The organism is Acinetobacter sp. GWC1_38_13, assembly GCF_001767535.1.
Taxonomy (GTDB): Bacteria; Pseudomonadota; Gammaproteobacteria; order Pseudomonadales; family Moraxellaceae; genus Acinetobacter; species Acinetobacter junii.
This window is the reverse complement of the sequence record NZ_MELG01000020.1, coordinates 542-18,003: the sequence shown is the minus strand read 5'-3', so window position 1 is coordinate 18,003 and position 17,462 is coordinate 542. Positions and strand designations below refer to the sequence as shown.

General features: G+C 38.6%; 14 protein-coding genes and 1 pseudogene. 9 read left to right on the top strand and 6 right to left on the bottom strand.

Features of this window, described 5'->3' with window-relative positions; all coding sequences use genetic code 11:
• Positions 1-243: 243 nt before the first annotated feature.
• Both A2003_RS01890 and A2003_RS01885 read left to right on the top strand, forming a co-directional pair.
• Positions 244-1,188: pseudogene (locus A2003_RS01890) on the top strand (DMT family transporter).
• 110 nt (positions 1,189-1,298) lie between these two features.
• Positions 1,299-2,903, top strand: coding sequence for an alpha/beta hydrolase family protein (locus tag A2003_RS01885; protein WP_286686733.1), 1,605 nt, complete (start codon positions 1,299-1,301; stop codon positions 2,901-2,903).
• 28 nt (positions 2,904-2,931) lie between these two features.
• On the opposite strand, the gene A2003_RS01880 is transcribed toward A2003_RS01885, so the two are convergent.
• From A2003_RS01880 to rlmE, 5 genes are all read right to left on the bottom strand, one after another.
• Positions 2,932-3,246: a DUF5713 family protein gene (locus A2003_RS01880; RefSeq protein ID WP_004963525.1), complete on the bottom strand. Its 315-nt coding sequence runs from the start codon at positions 3,244-3,246 to the stop codon at positions 2,932-2,934.
• Between the two features lie 110 nt (positions 3,247-3,356).
• Positions 3,357-4,970 carry a vWA domain-containing protein gene (locus A2003_RS01875; protein ID WP_004908265.1) on the bottom strand — a complete coding sequence of 538 codons (1,614 nt, stop codon included), beginning with the start codon at positions 4,968-4,970 and terminating at the stop codon, positions 3,357-3,359.
• Positions 4,971-5,089: 119 nt separating this feature from the next.
• Complete coding sequence (gene folP / locus A2003_RS01870) at positions 5,090-5,947, bottom strand: dihydropteroate synthase (protein WP_004963531.1); 858 nt, start codon at positions 5,945-5,947, stop codon at positions 5,090-5,092.
• A 179-nt stretch (positions 5,948-6,126) separates the two neighbouring features.
• Complete coding sequence (ftsH, locus tag A2003_RS01865; protein ID WP_004963534.1) at positions 6,127-8,022, bottom strand: ATP-dependent zinc metalloprotease FtsH; 1,896 nt, start codon at positions 8,020-8,022, stop codon at positions 6,127-6,129.
• A 136-nt stretch (positions 8,023-8,158) separates the two neighbouring features.
• Positions 8,159-8,809 (bottom strand): 23S rRNA (uridine(2552)-2'-O)-methyltransferase RlmE, encoded by a 651-nt coding sequence (gene rlmE / locus A2003_RS01860; RefSeq protein WP_004908277.1) that lies wholly within the window; start codon positions 8,807-8,809, stop codon positions 8,159-8,161.
• Between the two features lie 231 nt (positions 8,810-9,040).
• Between rlmE and yhbY the strand changes: the two genes are divergently transcribed.
• Together yhbY and A2003_RS01850 are read left to right on the top strand one after the other, a co-directional pair.
• On the top strand, positions 9,041-9,364 hold the full coding sequence (yhbY, locus tag A2003_RS01855; protein ID WP_004963538.1) for a ribosome assembly RNA-binding protein YhbY: 324 nt from the start codon (positions 9,041-9,043) through the stop codon (positions 9,362-9,364).
• Between the two features lie 7 nt (positions 9,365-9,371).
• Positions 9,372-9,908, top strand: a complete 537-nt coding sequence (locus A2003_RS01850; RefSeq protein ID WP_004908285.1) for a DOMON-like domain-containing protein — start codon at positions 9,372-9,374, stop codon at positions 9,906-9,908.
• Between the two features lie 46 nt (positions 9,909-9,954).
• Here the strand turns inward: A2003_RS01850 and A2003_RS01845 are convergent, their stop codons facing one another.
• Entirely contained in the window at positions 9,955-10,563 is a 609-nt protein-coding gene (locus A2003_RS01845) for a hypothetical protein (protein ID WP_004963543.1), read from the bottom strand.
• A gap of 360 nt (positions 10,564-10,923) precedes the next feature.
• Here A2003_RS01845 and carA point away from each other — a divergent pair, with 360 nt between their 5' ends.
• The 5 genes from carA to A2003_RS01820 all read left to right on the top strand — a co-directional run bounded on the left by carA (position 10,924) and on the right by A2003_RS01820 (position 17,224).
• On the top strand, positions 10,924-12,063 hold the full coding sequence (gene carA, locus A2003_RS01840) for a glutamine-hydrolyzing carbamoyl-phosphate synthase small subunit (protein ID WP_004956022.1): 1,140 nt from the start codon (positions 10,924-10,926) through the stop codon (positions 12,061-12,063).
• A gap of 14 nt (positions 12,064-12,077) precedes the next feature.
• Entirely contained in the window at positions 12,078-15,311 is a 3,234-nt protein-coding gene (gene carB / locus A2003_RS01835; RefSeq protein WP_004908293.1) for a carbamoyl-phosphate synthase large subunit, read from the top strand.
• Between the two features lie 92 nt (positions 15,312-15,403).
• Positions 15,404-15,880: a transcription elongation factor GreA gene (gene greA, locus A2003_RS01830; RefSeq protein ID WP_004878279.1), complete on the top strand. Its 477-nt coding sequence runs from the start codon at positions 15,404-15,406 to the stop codon at positions 15,878-15,880.
• A 68-nt stretch (positions 15,881-15,948) separates the two neighbouring features.
• Positions 15,949-16,575 carry a CatB-related O-acetyltransferase gene (locus tag A2003_RS01825; protein ID WP_004963548.1) on the top strand — a complete coding sequence of 209 codons (627 nt, stop codon included), beginning with the start codon at positions 15,949-15,951 and terminating at the stop codon, positions 16,573-16,575.
• A 211-nt stretch (positions 16,576-16,786) separates the two neighbouring features.
• Complete coding sequence (locus A2003_RS01820) at positions 16,787-17,224, top strand: universal stress protein (RefSeq protein WP_004956015.1); 438 nt, start codon at positions 16,787-16,789, stop codon at positions 17,222-17,224.
• Positions 17,225-17,462: the final 238 nt, after the last annotated feature.

Sequence of the window (17,462 nt, the reverse complement as noted above, 5' to 3'; positions counted from 1 at the left end):
AATTACAAATATTCAGTTAAACCTCTTATGACTAAATCGAAAAGTTTTTCTCCACGCTTAGTACAAATTTCGCATCGCGTCTCAGCCTATGCAGCATGGCGACGTGTCTGCATTTTTATGCGAGGAAACTTTTCTAACATTGATCAAATGAATGACTAAATAAAACATTCACAACAGAAAGGTCGCCTCAACAGCGACCTTTTTTTATTGCATAAAAAAACCTATCCATAAGGAAGTTATCAAATGACACAGTTACAACAAAAGAATTTTATTTCACCAACACAGACTTCGCCGACTGTAGCGATGTTTCACCCTCGCCTTGCTACAGTCGGGCAATTTATTGCGGTTGTATTGATTTGGTAGCTCACTCCATTAGCAGCCGTCTGGACCGTGCATGAGATTCATTGGGCGTGGGGCTTGTTTATCCGATTCAGTTTGGCCATTCCTTTAGCACTCATTTGTTTAGTCTGCTTTCGACTTAAATTAACCCTCAGTAAACAGGCACTGATGAGTTATATCGCAGGTGCATTGGGATTATTTGGTTCTATGACATTTTGCTATATGGGAGCAACTCGAGTTTCATCGAGCATGATTTCAATCATTTATGGAACAGCACCTTTATGGACAGGTTTGATTTCAGTTTTTATCCTTAAACAAGAACGATTTCATAACCGCCAATGGTTTGGTCTGACGATTGCCTTTATAGGCTTGTTACTGACAATAGGTATCGGTTCACGCGATATTCAACTTGATCTTGTAGGCTTGATTTATGAAATCATTGCAGTGATGCTCTATGTATTATCTATGTTTGCAATTGCACGAGTTGGAGCTGGTATACACCCTATCATTCAAATGACAGGTTCAACGATCGTGTCATGGTTAGGTTATGTATGCCTACTTCCCTTTTTTCTGTCAGCAATTCCAACAGAGCTGCCAAGCATTCAAACCTCTATAGCTTTACTCTATAGTGCTTTGTGCTCTTCAGTTTTGGCTATGATTTTTTATTTCCACTTAGTCCAAAAACTCAATCCAACAACAGTCATGCTCATTACGATTATTACACCAGTACTGGCAACAATTTGGGGTACCTTATTTAATCATGAGCAAATCCATTTATATTTGGTTACTGGATTGGGCTTGCTGTGTTTTGGTCTTTTTGCGTATACCTATCCTAGAACTAAACACTAATTAAACAAAACTCGAGTTGGTCAGTAAAATGACCGACTCGTCGATAGCATAACCCGCTATGCAACAGTTACACTACTTATAGATAGATTTATTCAAGGATGAAAGAATCAATGCGTAGTAGCCTTTTATGGATTTGGTTCGCTGTATTTTTGATTTTACAAGGCTGTGTGCATGCCACTGTTCAACCAAATCAAATTTCTAAAGTTCATACGACTGAGCTAAAACAACGTTATTATCAAGTCAAAACAAAAGCCTCTGATGGAACCTTGATTGCTTTTACCGTCTATCAACCCAAACTATCAACAAATCAAACTGCCCCATTAATCCTCCATACACATGGTTTCGGCCTATCTCGCATGAAGCGCCCTGAACTAAGCTTGTATGGTTTTCTACTTCCAACTGGGCAGGTTGCCAAATCAGCTTGGAAAAAAGGCTATTGGGTCATCAGTTTTGATCAACGAGGACATGGGGGGAGTCAAGGAAAGATTCGCTTAACAGACCCTGAAAAAGAAGCACAAGATGTCATTACGATTTTAAATTGGGCTGAACAAAATTTACCGCAACTGGCTAAAAATCAAAATGGTGTTCGTGCTGGAATGATTGGTGAATCCTATGCAGGTGGTGTGCAATATATTGCTTCAGCTTTAGACAAACGATTACAAGCAATTGTTCCTATTACGACATGGTACGATATTGTTGAAAGTTTAGCCCCAAATGGTGTGCCAAAAAGTAATTGGATTGATTTCTTAAATCTGATTGGAGACTGGTGGAACTGGAACAAATTCGACCCAGAATTAAAACAAGCATATCGAGATACTCAACAGCCACAACTCAACCCTTCCATTTATGATTTTCTAAAAACACATCAAGCTAGCTGGTTTTGCCAACGTGAACAACGTCCTCAGGCTGATGCTTTAATTATTCAGGGATTTAGAGATGTACTTTTCCCATTTAATGAAGGTGTGAAAGCAACAAAATGCTTGCAAGAAGCGAATCGTCAAGTTCATTTGATCGGTGTCGAAGGTGGGCATCTACAGCCATTTGCTCAACACTCTCCTTTGGGCAGTACACCTTTTTGGTATATTGGAAAATCTATTCGTTGTGGGAATCAAAAGAGCTACGATTTACAAAAAACCATAATAAGCTGGTTCGACCTCAAACTAAAAGATCAAAATTCATCATCTGAACTTCCTGAAGTCTGTATTGATCAAAGTCCAGTAATCCAAATCAATGATTTAAAACCGATTACATCCTACGATTTGAACAAAACATGGATTGCACCTAACACAACTCAGGATGTATTTATTCCTATCCATACAGCAAATCAAAAAAGCTTCATCACAGGATCGTCTTTATTGTCACTTGCTGTCGAAACAGAAAATGATGATGCAACTTTTTTTATTTCAATGGCAGTCAAGTCAGCTCAAACAGGGAAATATAAGACTCTTAATGAACAAACAACGCCATTTAACCCAAAACGTAAGCAGCTTCATGACCAAATTATTTCTGGATTAAATTTAAAGACACAGAATTATCAAGATGTTGAGTTACCAAGCATTAATACCCATCTTCAACAAGGAGATACGATTGGGCTACTCGTTCATAGTCAAAGTAAATATTACAAAAGAGTAAAACAGAACAAAGTTGAAGCTTGGATTTCTGGCCAAATAAAGTTACCTAAATTATGGAGTGAAAAAGAGGTAACTCAGCAGTAATTATTAAATAATTATATCGAGAGTGTGATTACCACTCTCGATTGGCAATTAACTCTTCCATTTCGATATCAAGATAACCTGCATCTTGAACAATCATCATCATAGCTTCAGCGATATAATCTGCAGCTGTATCATCTAGACTTGACTCTAAATCTTCAAACTGAGGTTTCATCTCATTGATTTCTTTCATCGTTTGATGAGCTACTGCGTAAATTTCCATTTCAGATAAATCAGACCGACTGACTTTCTTTGAAAATTGCTTAATATGTTGTTTGATTTCAGCCACTAGAATATCGGGATAATAATCATCATCAAACATCGGGAGAAGTAAATTTTCAAACATAAAAATGAATACATCAATAAAACGACATGCTTATATCACAATCTCATGTAAAGCACGATATTTAGGCATAAAAAAAGCGGCTCTATCAACCGCTTTTTAGAAAACAGATTTTAATCTTTTCGTGCACTTAAATTCTTGGCGATCTTAGCAAGCTCTACGAACTCTGCACGCATTTGATATGGATCAGGTTGAGTAGATTGCTGACCAAGTTGAATGATCTGATCCCAGCCCACTGCACCATTATATTGTCCACCTTTTAATTGCTGTGCATATGAAGCTACTGCAATCGCAAATCTTGTATCACTATTGGCTTTTTCTAGAGGCTTGCTACCAAGCTGAACAGCTTGATTCAATAAGATGCTTTTATCTTGATTTGGCAATTTATAGCGCAAATTTACAAATGCATATTCTGTTTTCTTTGAAGCATCGATTTTTGTGCTTGCTTGATAGCGTGAATCATTATTCCAGCCTTGCTGACCCACAGGAATAATTTCATATAGTGCTGTGACATTATGTCCTGCTCCAATATCTCCAGCATCAACTTTATCATTATTAAAATCTTCCTGTTTCAACATACGATTTTCATAACCAACTAATCGATATTCTTTAACAGTTGCTGGATTAAATTCAACTTGAATTTTAACATCTTGAGCGACAGTGGCTAATGTTGAAGATAACTGACGTTGCACGACTTTTTTAGCTTCATTCTTATTGTCGATATAAGAGTAATTACCATCACCTGCATCAGCAATTTGCTCCATTAATTCTTCATTGTAATTACCTGTACCATAACCTAATGCAGTCAAAGAAACTCCACTTTTACGCTTCTCAGCCACCATACCTTTTAAGGTACTAAAATCTGTAATTCCAACATTAAAATCGCCATCCGTTGCCAATAAAATGCGATTGATTCCATTTTTAATAAATGCTTTTTCAGCTTGTTTGTAAGCTAGTTGTATCGCCTGCTCTCCTGATGTAGCCCCACCCGCACGAAGCTCATCAATTACACGAAGAATTTTATCTTTTTGATCACCTGAGGTGGGTTCTAAAACTAATTTTTCCCCGCTCGCATAAGTAATAATCGTTACTTTATCTTGGGGACGAAGCTGTTCAGTTAAGATTCTTAATGTTTGCTTCACTAATGGCAATTTATCTGGATCATCCATACTGCCTGAAACATCGACTAAAAAAACAAGATTAGCAGCAGGTAACTGTTTGACTGATAAATCTTTTGCTTGAATGCCAATTTTGATTAATTTGGCATTTTCTTTCCATGGAGAATCAACAGTTTCTGTTGTCACTGAAAATGGATGGATTCCAACAGGTTGAGGATATTGATAATCAAAATAATTAATCATTTCCTCGACACGAATAGCATCAACAGGAGGCAAGCGACCATCATTTAGAAAACGTCTTGTATTGGTATAACTTCCTGTATCAACATCGATACTAAAAGTAGAAACTGCTCGCTCAGCTACGCGATGAACTGGATTGACTTCATTCTTTTGATATTTTTCTGTGTTTGCCTCAAGTTTTACTCGCTCAGGTGCAGGGATTGCAGCTATGTAAGACGGTGTAACCATCTTACGTGCCATTTCCGAAGACATGTGCGCAGTCGGCGGCGGTGACATAGCAACAATGCCTGTTTCCCTGACTGGATTACCACAAGCAACGAGCATAGAACTGAGTACTGCTAAACTCAAAATTTTCTTTGATTGATACATCTTAAAACCCCTAGATCTAATTTCAATTTTTTAAATATATCTTTTGATTAATATTCTACGTAAAAAAATAAAGATACACCGTATGTTAATGTATCTTTATCTTCATAATTTCTCTTAAATTACAATGAACTGAACAACATTCTATTCCAAACATTGATTGCATCTTTAGTCGCCTTAACATCATGTACGCGAACAATACTCGCACCCTGCTGGATACTTAACATATGCCCCATGACACTCCCTACTGTACGCTCTTGTGCTGGTATACCCGCTAATGCATCACCAATAAATCTTTTCCTAGATAAACCAGATAGCAAAGGAAATCCCAAGCGATTCAGTTTCCAAAACTCGTTTAGTAATTGAAAGTTCTGTTGAGCATTTTTAGCAAAACCAAAACCAGGATCGAGAATAATATTTTCAGGTTTGATTCCAACTTGAACAGCTTGATCTAGACGCTGTTGTAATTCTTGAATCACGTCCTCTGTCACATTTTCATATTGATCTAACTGATTCATATTAGTCGGCTCACCACGCATATGCATTAACACGACAGGTATATTCAATTCGGCAGCCATTTCTAATGCTTGGGGACGTGTGAGTGCACGAACATCGTTCCAAATATGTGCACCTGCTTTCACTGCCGCACGTATCACCTCGGGCTGACTGGTATCAATCGACATGATCACATCGTGTTTTGATAATGTTTCAACCACAGGAATCACACGGCGAATTTCTTCTTCTAGTTCGACTGGCGAAGCATTGGGACGGGTAGATTCTCCGCCTATATCAATGATAGTAGCGCCCTGCTCAATCATTAGTAACGCACGTTGTACTGCTTGATCTTTTTGATGATGCAACCCACCATCGCTAAAAGAATCAGGAGTTACGTTCAGAATACCCATAATTTGAGGTTGAGATAAATCTAAACTTAAACGACCACACTTTAACTGACAATTTGGTAATGGCATCAACTGCATTTAGACACTCCTCTCTCTAGTTTGTATATATTAACAAGACTGAAGTGCGCAAGCTGATGATTTATTTTCAATAGAATAATAAAGTTGCAATTTCCAAGCTAACAAATGCTAATTTTATTTATATATTTTTTAGAACATAAAAAAGAGCAACCTAAATTGCTCTTTTTAATTTCAAGGTATTAACCCATTGCTGGTAATGGTGGTGGCGTAGATGGACCATCTTTTGGTGGTTCAAATGCAGCCACAGGATTCTCAGCAACATATACTTTTGGTGGACGAGGTTCACGACCTTCCATGATGTCACGAATTTGGTCACGATCAATCGTTTCCCATTCCATCAAGGCTTTAACCATAGCATGTGCGATATCTTGATTATTTTCCAAAATATCACGAGCAACTTTATATTGTTGATCAAGGATACGACGAACTTCTTCATCTACTTTTTGTTGTGTAGCATCAGAAATTGTACGACTACCAACATTTCCAAAGAAACCATTTTGGTTTTCATCTTCATAGACCATGACGCCAAGTCTTTCTGACATACCATATTTGGTTACCATCGCACGAGCCATTTTAGTCGCTCGTTCGAAGTCGTTTGAAGCACCAGTTGACATTTGATTAATGAAAACTTCTTCAGCAATACGACCGCCAAATAAGATTGAAAGCTCATTCAACATCTTATCTTTATAATGGCTAGTTTGGTCTTGTTCAGGCAGCTGCCATGTCACACCCAAAGCCCAACCGCGTGGCATAATCGTTACTTTATGCACAGGATCAGTACCAGGCAAGATTTCAGCAACGATGGCATGACCCGCTTCATGGTACGCAGTAGCACGACGTTCTTCTTCACGAATCACCATCGACTTACGTTCAGGACCCATGTAGATTTTGTCTTTTGCATCTTCGAAATCATGCATGTCGACAGTGTTCTTGTTACGACGAGCAGCGAACAATGCAGCTTCATTCACTAAGTTTGCTAGTTGCGCACCAGAGAAGCCTGGTGTACCACGTGCAAGGACTTTAACATCAACACCAGTCACTGAAGGTAATTTCTTCAAATGAACATTTAAGATTTGCTCACGACCACGAATGTCAGGTAACCCTACCATCACTTGACGGTCAAAACGACCTGGACGAAGTAAAGCTTTATCCAATACATCTACACGGTTTGTGGCAGCAATTACGATCACACCTTCATTGCCTTCAAAACCGTCCATCTCTACAAGCATTTGGTTCAAGGTTTGTTCACGTTCATCATGACCGCCACCTGTACCTGAACCACGATGACGACCTACAGCATCAATCTCATCAATGAAAATAATACATGGTGCATGACGTTTAGCTTGTTCGAACATATCACGAACACGTGAAGCACCAACACCAACAAACATTTCAACGAAATCAGAACCAGAAATACTAAAGAAAGGAACTTTAGCTTCACCAGCAATTGCTTTGGCTAATAATGTTTTACCTGTACCTGGAGGACCAACCATTAACACACCACGTGGAATAGTTGCACCAAGACGTTTGAATTTTGCTGGATCTTTTAAGAAATCGACAATTTCAACGACTTCTTGTTTTGCTTCGTCACAACCTGCAACATCAGTAAACGTTACCTTGATTTGATCTTCAGATAACATTTTTGCTTTTGACTTACCAAAACTCATAGGACCGTTTTTGCCACCAGCGCCACCGCCCATATTACGCATGAAGAACATGAATAATAAAATGATGAGCAATACTGGGAAACTCGCAATGAGAAGTTGCATCAAAATGCCTTGACGTTGCGGAGCTGTCCCCTCAACTACAACATTTTGTTTGTTCAAGCTTGGTAGCAACTCAGTGTCTTCAACTTGTGGGCGAACCGTTTCAAATGAAGAACCATTGGTTTTTTCACCGCTAATATTTAAACCGTCAATTGTGACTTGTTTAATCTGCCCAGCATTAACTGCTGCTACGAAATCAGAATATTTCATCGCGGCAGGCTTATTGCGGTCACTGACGTTGCTAAAAATCAAAATCAGAACACCGAGTATGATGAGCCACAATACGGCATTCTTGAAGTAATCGCTCAAGGCTTTATTCCCATATCAATCTAATTTGATCATACCTAATCTTGGCTGACCTTCACAAAAACAGCAATGAATTTGCGTTGCAAAAAACTTAAAAGGTACAAAATGCACAATTTTTAACAACTTGGCAAGTACACTTTTATTGCAATGCCTTTTTACGACCTTGTCCAATCAAAAAAACCTCTTTTGATCGAGCACGAGACGCCTCAGGTTTAGCTGTTTTTAATACATCAAAACTATCGACCACTTGCTTTCTGAATTCGTCAAAGCCCGAACCTTGGAACACTTTAACAATAAATTGTCCATTTGGTCCTAAAACTTTTTGAGCAAAATCCAAAGCCAATTCACAAAGATAAATTTGGCGCGGTTGATCAACAGCCCTATTACCTGATGTATTGGGGGCCATATCAGAAATTACAACGTCAACTTGACGTCCATTTAAAATATTTAACAATTTTTCAAAAACTTCTTCCTCTCGGAAGTCACCTTGTAAGAAAGTCACGTCAGGAAGTGCATCCATTGGTAAAATATCTGAAGCAATTACTAGACCATTAGAACCAACCAGCTTTCCAGCGATTTGTGACCAACTACCTGGTGCTGCACCAAGATCGACAACCGTCATTCCTGGTTTGATCATTTTATATTTTTCTTGGATTTCAAGTAACTTATATGCTGCACGAGCGCGATAACCTTCTTTTTGTGCTTTTTTCACAAAAGGATCATCCAAGTGCTCTCTCATCCATGCACGACTGCTTTTAGACAATTTTTGATTGGTAATGCGTGTCGCCATAACTCACTAAATTTCAAAAAACTTCTGATTAGTCATTGTACGTGAAAATTACTCCCATTACAGTACGGATGTACTTCATTCACACGAACTTTTACAGATTTTTTTCGATCATCTAAATTGGATATTTCTCTTATTTTTGATCATTTTTATCCATCCACAAGCGCCATTAATCTATCTTAGAAACGGGATGCAAGTTATACTACTTCGTTTTTCAAATCAGGTATTTTTTAAATGGCGGCTTTATCTATCCATGAGCGCAAACGTTTACGTCAAATTGGCCACGCGCTGAATCCAGTTGTTATGATTGGTGGTCAGGGTTTGACAGAAAACGTAATTGAAGAAACAAATCGCGCTTTGAATGATCATGAACTTATCAAAGTTAAAATCTCGGGTGAAGATCGTGAAGATCGTGCAGCTGTAATTGATGCACTTGTTGAAGCTACAGGCGCTGAATCAGTACAAAAAATTGGTAAAATTGTTTTGCTTTATAAGAAAGCGGACAAACAAAATCAAAATCTCTCAAATCTCGTTCGTTTTGCACATTTAAGCAAGTAATCAAGCTATGGCAAGTTATGAACTCTCTGCTTTCGATCGTTTTAGTGCAATTACCGTTGTTGGAGCGATTGAGCAACAAACACCAGCGACTATAAATGTTGGTTTTTGGGTTCGTGACCCAAATCAGTTTTTAATTTATCCCGATCTCGTCGCAGCACATCCTCGCCTCGACTTTTTATGGGAACAAACGTGTTTTGAAATTTTTGTAGGTGTGAAAGATGAAGATTTCTATAGAGAAATTAATCTTTCCCCTTCTCAAGCTTGGCAAGCTTATCAATTTGAAGAATACCGATTCCCTGAAAATATACCGCCACTTCCTGCATATGATATTGAGCTAAATCACTTACAGAAAACCCATTACGGATTAAATGTAAGTTTAGACCTTACTCAATTTATGCAAAGCAATAAGTTGAAGTGGTCAGATTTATATGTAGGTTTAACTGCTGTATTAAATACCACACAAGGTATGCATTATTTTGCCATGCAGCACAGTAGCCCTCAAGCCGATTTTCACAACAAACGTGATTGGCTACATCAATTTTAATCAATAAAAAAGCGAGAATATATCTCGCTTTTTTATTGGCTAGTAATTAACTAGCACGAACTTTGTTCCAAGCTTCTACAGCTTGATCTTTAGTACGTTTAAAACTGCCAACTAGCGTATCTTTGTGCTTAACAGAGATTTGGCTAATATCATCTTTTAATTCTTTGCTTACTTTCGTTAAATCTTCAATTAAAGCATTTAACTCAGTTTTCAACGCATTCTTTAATTCAAACAAGTTACCTTGAGAAGAATTTAATTGTGATTTGATCACTTCAATACGTTGAAGTAAATCTTGCTTGATTTGAGTCAATTGATTTTGAATATTTTGATTCAATTCTTTAGCTTCAGTCTCAATTTTTTCTTGAGTTTCAGCAATCACTTCTTTCACTTGCTCTTGAGTTTCAGCAATTACTTCTTTCGCTTGTTCTTGAGTTTCAGCAATTACTTCTTTCGCTTTAGCAGTTTTTTCAGCTACAACTTCTTTCGCTTTTGCTGTTTTCTCTGCAACTGCTTCTTTAACTTCAGCAGTCTTTTCAGCTACAACTTCTTTCACTTCTGCTGTTTTTGCAGCAACAGTTTCTTTAGCTTTAGCCGTTTTCTCGACAGCAACTTCTTTCACTTCTTCAGCAGTTGTCGGCGCTTGATTCTCAGCCATCTTGATTCCCCTCTATACTGATTGTTGATTTTTTGGCTAGGTATAAGATAAATCGCTTCAGCATCGAATCAGGCAAAAATTGTCTAACAATTTGCATAATATCTCATTCTATACTTAGAAGAATGAGTTATTTTGCAATAGACACTCTTTTCTGCCCCTCATTTTTACACGTGTACTTTTAACTCACTTTAATAAATAAAACACATAGACTTTTCAGAGACTCATGCGTATAATGCGCTGTTAAGTTACAAGCGAGCAGACTGGAAGGAGGGGCATGTTTTTAAAGACAGCCTACCTTTTTTTATGTCTACTCGCTTTTTTACAGCCCTATTTTTGTGGTTTTAGTTCAGGAGCTTTGGTTTGAGCACCCCCGCCATTTTAGCCCTCGCAGATGGAACGATCTTTAAAGGAACGTCTATCGGTGCATCGGGTAGTACGACTGGTGAAGTCGTTTTTAATACTGCCATGACTGGTTATCAAGAAATTTTGACTGACCCAAGTTACGCACAGCAACTTGTTACGTTGACTTATCCTCATATCGGAAATACTGGCTGTAATAGTGAAGACGTTGAATCAGGTCGCATCCATAAAGTATGGGCGAATGGTTTAATTATTCGTGATCTTCCACTATTACACAGTAACTTCCGTTCTGAGCAATCACTTAGCGAATATTTACAACAACATAATGTTGTTGCAATCGCAGATATTGACACACGAAAGTTAACTCGTATCTTACGTGAAAAAGGAGCACAAAACGGTTGTATCCTTGCTGGCGAAAATATTACAGAAGAAGAAGCTATTGCCAAAGCACGTGAATTCGGTGGTTTAAATGGTCTTGATCTTGCTAAAGAATGCTGTGACCCTGAAGGTTTCGAGTGGACTGAAGGTTCTTGGGCATTAGGCAAAGGTTTTACCCAACCAGAACTTAAATATCATGTTGTTGCATATGATTATGGTGTCAAAACCAACATCTTACGTATGCTCGCAGATCGCGGCTGTAAGTTAACAGTTGTTCCTGCACAAACACCTGCTGAAAAAGTCCTTGCTTTAAATCCAGATGGCGTTTTCTTGTCAAATGGTCCTGGTGATCCAGCAGCATGTGACTATGCAATCGAAGCAGTTAAAACCATCGTTGAAACCACAACATTACCAGTCTTTGGTATTTGTTTAGGTCACCAAATTTTAGCGCTTGCTTCTGGTGCGAAGACGATGAAAATGAATCATGGTCATCACGGCGCCAACCATCCTGTACAAAACCTTGAGAATGGTACAGTGATGATTACTTCTCAAAACCATGGCTTTGCAGTTGATGAAAGCACCTTACCTTCAAACTTAAAAGTAACACATCGTTCATTGTTTGATGGTACAAACCAAGGTATTCATCGCACTGACAAACCTGCATTCAGCTTCCAAGGTCACCCTGAAGCGAGTCCTGGTCCACATGATTGCGCTCCGTTGTTCGATCATTTCATCGAACTTATCGAAGCAGCTAAGAAGTAATTAAGGAGCGAATAATGCCTAAACGTACGGATATTAAAAGCATCTTAATTATTGGTGCTGGTCCTATTGTCATTGGTCAGGCGTGTGAGTTTGACTACTCTGGTGCACAAGCATGTAAAGCGCTTCGTGAAGAAGGTTACCGTGTTATTTTGGTGAACTCTAACCCAGCGACCATCATGACCGATCCTTCAATGGCGGATGCAACTTATATCGAGCCGATCACTTGGCAGACAGTTGCACAAATTATTGAAAAAGAACGCCCAGATGCAGTTCTCCCAACGATGGGTGGTCAAACTGCATTGAACTGTGCACTTGCATTAGATGCTAACGGTATTTTAGAAAAATATAACGTTGAATTGATTGGTGCATCAAAAGAAGCGATTGAAAAAGCAGAAGATCGTAAACTTTTTGACATCGCAATGCGTAAAATTGGACTTGAATGTCCTCGTGCTGATGTTGCTGAAAGCATGGAACATGCATTGGAAATTCAAGCACGTTTCGGCTTCCCAGTGATCATTCGTCCGTCATTCACGATGGGTGGTTCTGGTGGTGGTATCGCATACAATAAAGAAGAATTTATTGAAATCTGTGAACGCGGTTTCGATCTTTCTCCAACTAAACAATTATTGATTGATGAATCATTAATTGGTTGGAAAGAATACGAGATGGAAGTTGTTCGTGATAAAAACGACAACTGTATTATCGTATGTGCGATCGAAAACTTTGACCCAATGGGCGTGCATACTGGTGACTCAATCACTGTTGCCCCTGCTCAAACATTGACAGATAAAGAATATCAAATCATGCGTAATGCATCGGTTGCTGTTCTGCGTGAAATCGGTGTTGAAACAGGTGGTTCAAACGTTCAGTTCGGTATTAATCCGAAAGATGGTCGTATGGTTGTGATCGAGATGAACCCTCGTGTTTCTCGTTCATCTGCGCTTGCGTCTAAAGCTACTGGCTTCCCGATTGCAAAAATTGCTGCAAAACTTGCGGTTGGTTATACCCTTGATGAATTGAAAAATGACATCACTGGCGGTGTAACACCTGCAAGCTTCGAACCAGCAATTGACTATGTCGTAACCAAGATTCCACGCTTTAACTTCGAAAAATTCCCACAAGCTGAGCCTGTTCTTACAACTCAGATGAAATCTGTGGGCGAAGTGATGGCGATTGGTCGTAACTTCCAAGAATCTGTTCAAAAAGCACTTCGTGGTCTTGAAGTTGGTGTGAGTGGCTTTGATGAAAAAATCGAAGTTGGTACAGCAAATGCTAAAGACATCATCTTAAAAGAGCTTAAAGTTCCAGGTCCAGATCGTATTTGGTATGTTGCCGACGCATTCCGTCATGGTTTCTCATTAGATGAAGTGTTTGAAGCAACGAAGATTGACCGTTGGTTCTTGATCCAAATTGAAGATATCGTTAAAACTGAAGCTCAAGTAAAAACTTTAGGTTTTGGTGATTTAAACGCTGACAATATCCGTTCATTCAAGCGCAAAGGTTTATCTGACCTTCGTATTGCTGACTTAATGGGTATTTCACAAAAGCAATTCCGTAAGCAACGTTGGAACTTGGGTGTATATCCAGTTTATAAACGTGTTGATACATGTGCTGCTGAGTTCGAATCAGGTACAGCTTACATGTATTCAACTTATGATGAAGAATGTGAAGCAAATCCATCAAGCCGTGACAAAATCATGGTCATCGGTGGTGGTCCGAACCGTATTGGTCAAGGTATTGAGTTTGACTACTGCTGTGTACACGCTGCCCTAGCTATGCGTGATGACGGTTACGAAACAATCATGGTGAACTGTAACCCTGAAACTGTTTCTACCGACTATGACACATCAGATCGTTTGTACTTCGAACCTGTTACATTGGAAGATGTACTTGAAATCGTACGTACTGAGAAGCCTAAAGGCGTGATCGTACAATACGGTGGTCAAACACCTTTGAAATTGGCTCGTGCTTTGGAAGAAGCAGGTACACCAATCATTGGTACATCTCCAGATGCGATTGACCGTGCAGAAGACCGTGAACGTTTCCAGCAAATGATTCAACGTCTACAGCTTCGTCAACCGAACAACAGCATTGTAAAATCTGCTGAAGAAGGTATCTCTGAAGCTGCAAAAGTTGGTTATCCGCTAGTTGTTCGTCCATCTTATGTATTGGGTGGTCGCGCAATGGAAATCGTATATAACGAAGAAGAACTTAAGCGTTACCTTCGTGAAGCAGTTCAAGCGTCTAATGAAGCGCCTGTTCTTCTTGACCGTTTCCTTGATGATGCAACTGAAGTTGATGTGGACTGCGTATCTGACGGTAAAGACGTCGTGATTGGCGGTATCATGCAACATATTGAACAAGCAGGTATCCACTCAGGTGACTCAGCATGTTCGATTCCTCCTTACTCTCTTTCACAAGAAGTTCAGGATGAAATGCGTCGTCAAACTGTTGCGATGGCAAAAGAGCTTGGCGTTGTAGGTTTGATGAACGTTCAGTTTGCAGTAAAAGGCAACGACATTTATGTACTTGAAGTGAATCCACGTGCATCACGTACGGTTCCTTTCGTATCGAAATGTATCGGTGAATCTTTAGCGAAAGTTGCTGCTCGTTGTATGGCTGGTCAATCTTTAGAATCTCAAGGATTCACTAAAGAGATCATCCCAACTCACTTTGCTGTAAAAGAAGCGGTATTCCCGTTTGCTAAATTCCAAGGTGTTGACCCAATGCTTGGACCTGAGATGAAATCTACAGGTGAAGTTATGGGTGTAGGTGAAACATTTGGCGAAGCATTCTACAAAGCTGTACTTGGTTCAAATGAACGTTTACCAGGCTTGCCAACTGAAGGCGAAGTGAAATATGCATTCTTATCTGTTCGTGAATCAGACAAGAAATATATTGCTAATATCGCTAAACAATTGATTGCTTACGGTTTCAAACTTGTTGCAACCAACGGTACTTACCAAGTATTGCAAGAAGCTGGTTTGGAATGTGAAGCAGTCAATAAAGTGACTGAAGGTCGTCCACACATTGTAGACCGCTTGAAAAATGGTGAAATTCATCTTATTGTCAACACCACTGAAGGCAAACAAGCTCAATACGATTCTGCAATGATTCGTCGTGCTGCCCTACAAGGCAAAGTGTACTACACAACGACAATCAATGGTGCAGAAGCAGTTTGCCAAGCATTTGCTGTGAAATTGCCAATGGATGTATACCGCTTGCAAGATTTACAAACTGTAGGTTAATTCTCTACCGATAAAGTCCCGTCACCTTATCGGTGGCGGGCTTTTTCTTTTTTTAATCCTGTATTTTCCCAACCAATTTAGAGGGGACTAAAATGCAACGTTATCCTATGACTCCTGAAGGCAAGGTTGCCTTAGAGAAAGAATTACAACAGTTAAAAACAGTTGATCGCCCACGTATTACACAGGCTATTGCTGAGGCACGTGAGCATGGTGACCTCAAAGAAAATGCTGAGTATCATGCAGCACGTGAGCAACAAGGCTTCTGTGAAGGTCGTATTCAAGATATCGAAGGTAAACTTGGCGCATGTCAGGTAATTGACGTTAAAGATCTTGAACAAAACGGTCGTGTTGTATTTGGTGTTACGGTAACGATTGAAAACCTAGATACTGAAGAACGTAAGACCTATAAAATCGTAGGCGACGATGAAGCAGATTTTAAAATTAATAAAATCTCAGTGAACTCTCCAATCGCTCGTGGCCTATTAGGCAAAAGCGAAGGCGATGAAGCTAAAATTCAAACACCACAAGGTGAAGTTGAATACGAAATCGTGAGCGTGGAATACCTATAATATTCCAAGCCCAATTAACCCCTCACCTTTGAGGGGTTTTTCTTCTCAAATTATTCTGTGAAATGTAAATGGACTCAACTTCGATCAACTCCCCTGTTAAACATTGGTGTGAGTTCGAATTTATTGCGAAAACTGTAAAAAATCCAAATATTCATATTAAAGGTAATTATTCCTATTATTCTGCTTATTGGGATCAAGGTTTTGAACGTTGTGTAGTACGTTATCTACATGACAAAGTATCCACACCAGATAAACCAATAGACCAGCTCTATATTGGTAATTTTGTTTGCTTCGGTGCCGAATGTGTCATTATGATGGGCGGCAATCAGCTGCATAGAGCTGACTGGATTTCCACCTTCCCTTTTGATACACGCAGTTTTCTTGCTGCGGGTGACACCATAATTGCAGATGGCTGCTGGATTGGTAGCAGAGCCATGATCATGCAAGGTATTAAACTCGGTGAAGGTGCTGTGGTTGCCACAGGAGCTATTGTCACTCAAGATGTACCTCCTTATGCAATTGTAGGCGGTGTACCTGCTAAAATTATTAAGTATCGTTTTTCCGAAACAGATATTGAAAGACTACTTTCTTTAAAACTCTATGAGCTAGATGAAAAGCAGATTTTAAAAATTAGAGAACTATTACAAACTGATCAACTTGATGGTTTACACTCATATTTAGACAAAAGTCTATGAAACAATCAACTTTAAAATACCCCTTATACAACTTTAATATTTTTATAATTTTCAAATAATTAAACACATCAAAACATCTAAAACCAACAATTATTCTTATGAAATTACTAGGTTTTATTATGCGAATAATAAGTTTAATATGAAAGTATAGTTTTTATTTTAAACAAAAATTTAGAAGCGAATCAAAGTGTAATAATAAGGAGTATTTATCATGGCTTATCAAAAAATTCTTGTCGCTATCGACGACTCTGAAATTTCAGCAAATGTCATTCAGCAAGCAGCACAACTTGCTAAAGCTTTAAATAGCCAAATTACTTTGGTTCAAGTAATGACTTTAGACCCATATTTGGCAGATGCGTATTTACGTATGGGGCAAAGCAATGAACTAATCGAACGTGTTCGATCTTATGTTCAGGAAAATTTAACAAAAGCTCAAAAACAATTTGAAGAATTGGGACAAACAGTTGCAACACAAGTTGTAGAAGGTTTTTCAGTTCATGAGGAAATTATTAAAGCTGCTCAAAATCTTGAAGTGGATTTAATCATCATGGGATCTCATGGTAGAACTGGATTTAAAAAGTTTATTTTAGGTAGCGTTGCTCAGAAAGTTTTGGGAGAAAGTCATATTCCTGTTCTGATCGTTCGCTGATCTAAGGTTATCCTTAGTCTAAAAAAACTGCATGTCCGATTTCAGACATGCAGTTTTTTAATTATTTTAATAAGTCAGACCTATAATTTACTTATTAACATGATTTGATTCGATTGAATAAATTATTTATTTTATTTTAAGCAAAAAATTAAAATATCCATTGATAATCTTTTAATTTAATTTTGTGATTCTCTAACAAAATACCTTCATTTTTTAATAGCTTTAATTGTCGATTTTC

Coding starts and splice junctions, on each gene's coding strand:
- A2003_RS01885 (WP_286686733.1), top strand. CDS start 1,299: ATGCGTAGTAGCCTTTTATGGATTTGGTTCGCTGTATTTTTGATTTTA.
- A2003_RS01880 (WP_004963525.1), bottom strand. CDS start 3,246: ATGTTTGAAAATTTACTTCTCCCGATGTTTGATGATGATTATTATCCC.
- A2003_RS01875 (WP_004908265.1), bottom strand. CDS start 4,970: ATGTATCAATCAAAGAAAATTTTGAGTTTAGCAGTACTCAGTTCTATG.
- folP (WP_004963531.1), bottom strand. CDS start 5,947: ATGCAGTTGATGCCATTACCAAATTGTCAGTTAAAGTGTGGTCGTTTA.
- rlmE (WP_004908277.1), bottom strand. CDS start 8,809: ATGGCGACACGCATTACCAATCAAAAATTGTCTAAAAGCAGTCGTGCA.
- yhbY (WP_004963538.1), top strand. CDS start 9,041: ATGGCGGCTTTATCTATCCATGAGCGCAAACGTTTACGTCAAATTGGC.
- A2003_RS01850 (WP_004908285.1), top strand. CDS start 9,372: ATGGCAAGTTATGAACTCTCTGCTTTCGATCGTTTTAGTGCAATTACC.
- A2003_RS01845 (WP_004963543.1), bottom strand. CDS start 10,563: ATGGCTGAGAATCAAGCGCCGACAACTGCTGAAGAAGTGAAAGAAGTT.
- carB (WP_004908293.1), top strand. CDS start 12,078: ATGCCTAAACGTACGGATATTAAAAGCATCTTAATTATTGGTGCTGGT.
- greA (WP_004878279.1), top strand. CDS start 15,404: ATGCAACGTTATCCTATGACTCCTGAAGGCAAGGTTGCCTTAGAGAAA.
- A2003_RS01825 (WP_004963548.1), top strand. CDS start 15,949: ATGGACTCAACTTCGATCAACTCCCCTGTTAAACATTGGTGTGAGTTC.
- A2003_RS01820 (WP_004956015.1), top strand. CDS start 16,787: ATGGCTTATCAAAAAATTCTTGTCGCTATCGACGACTCTGAAATTTCA.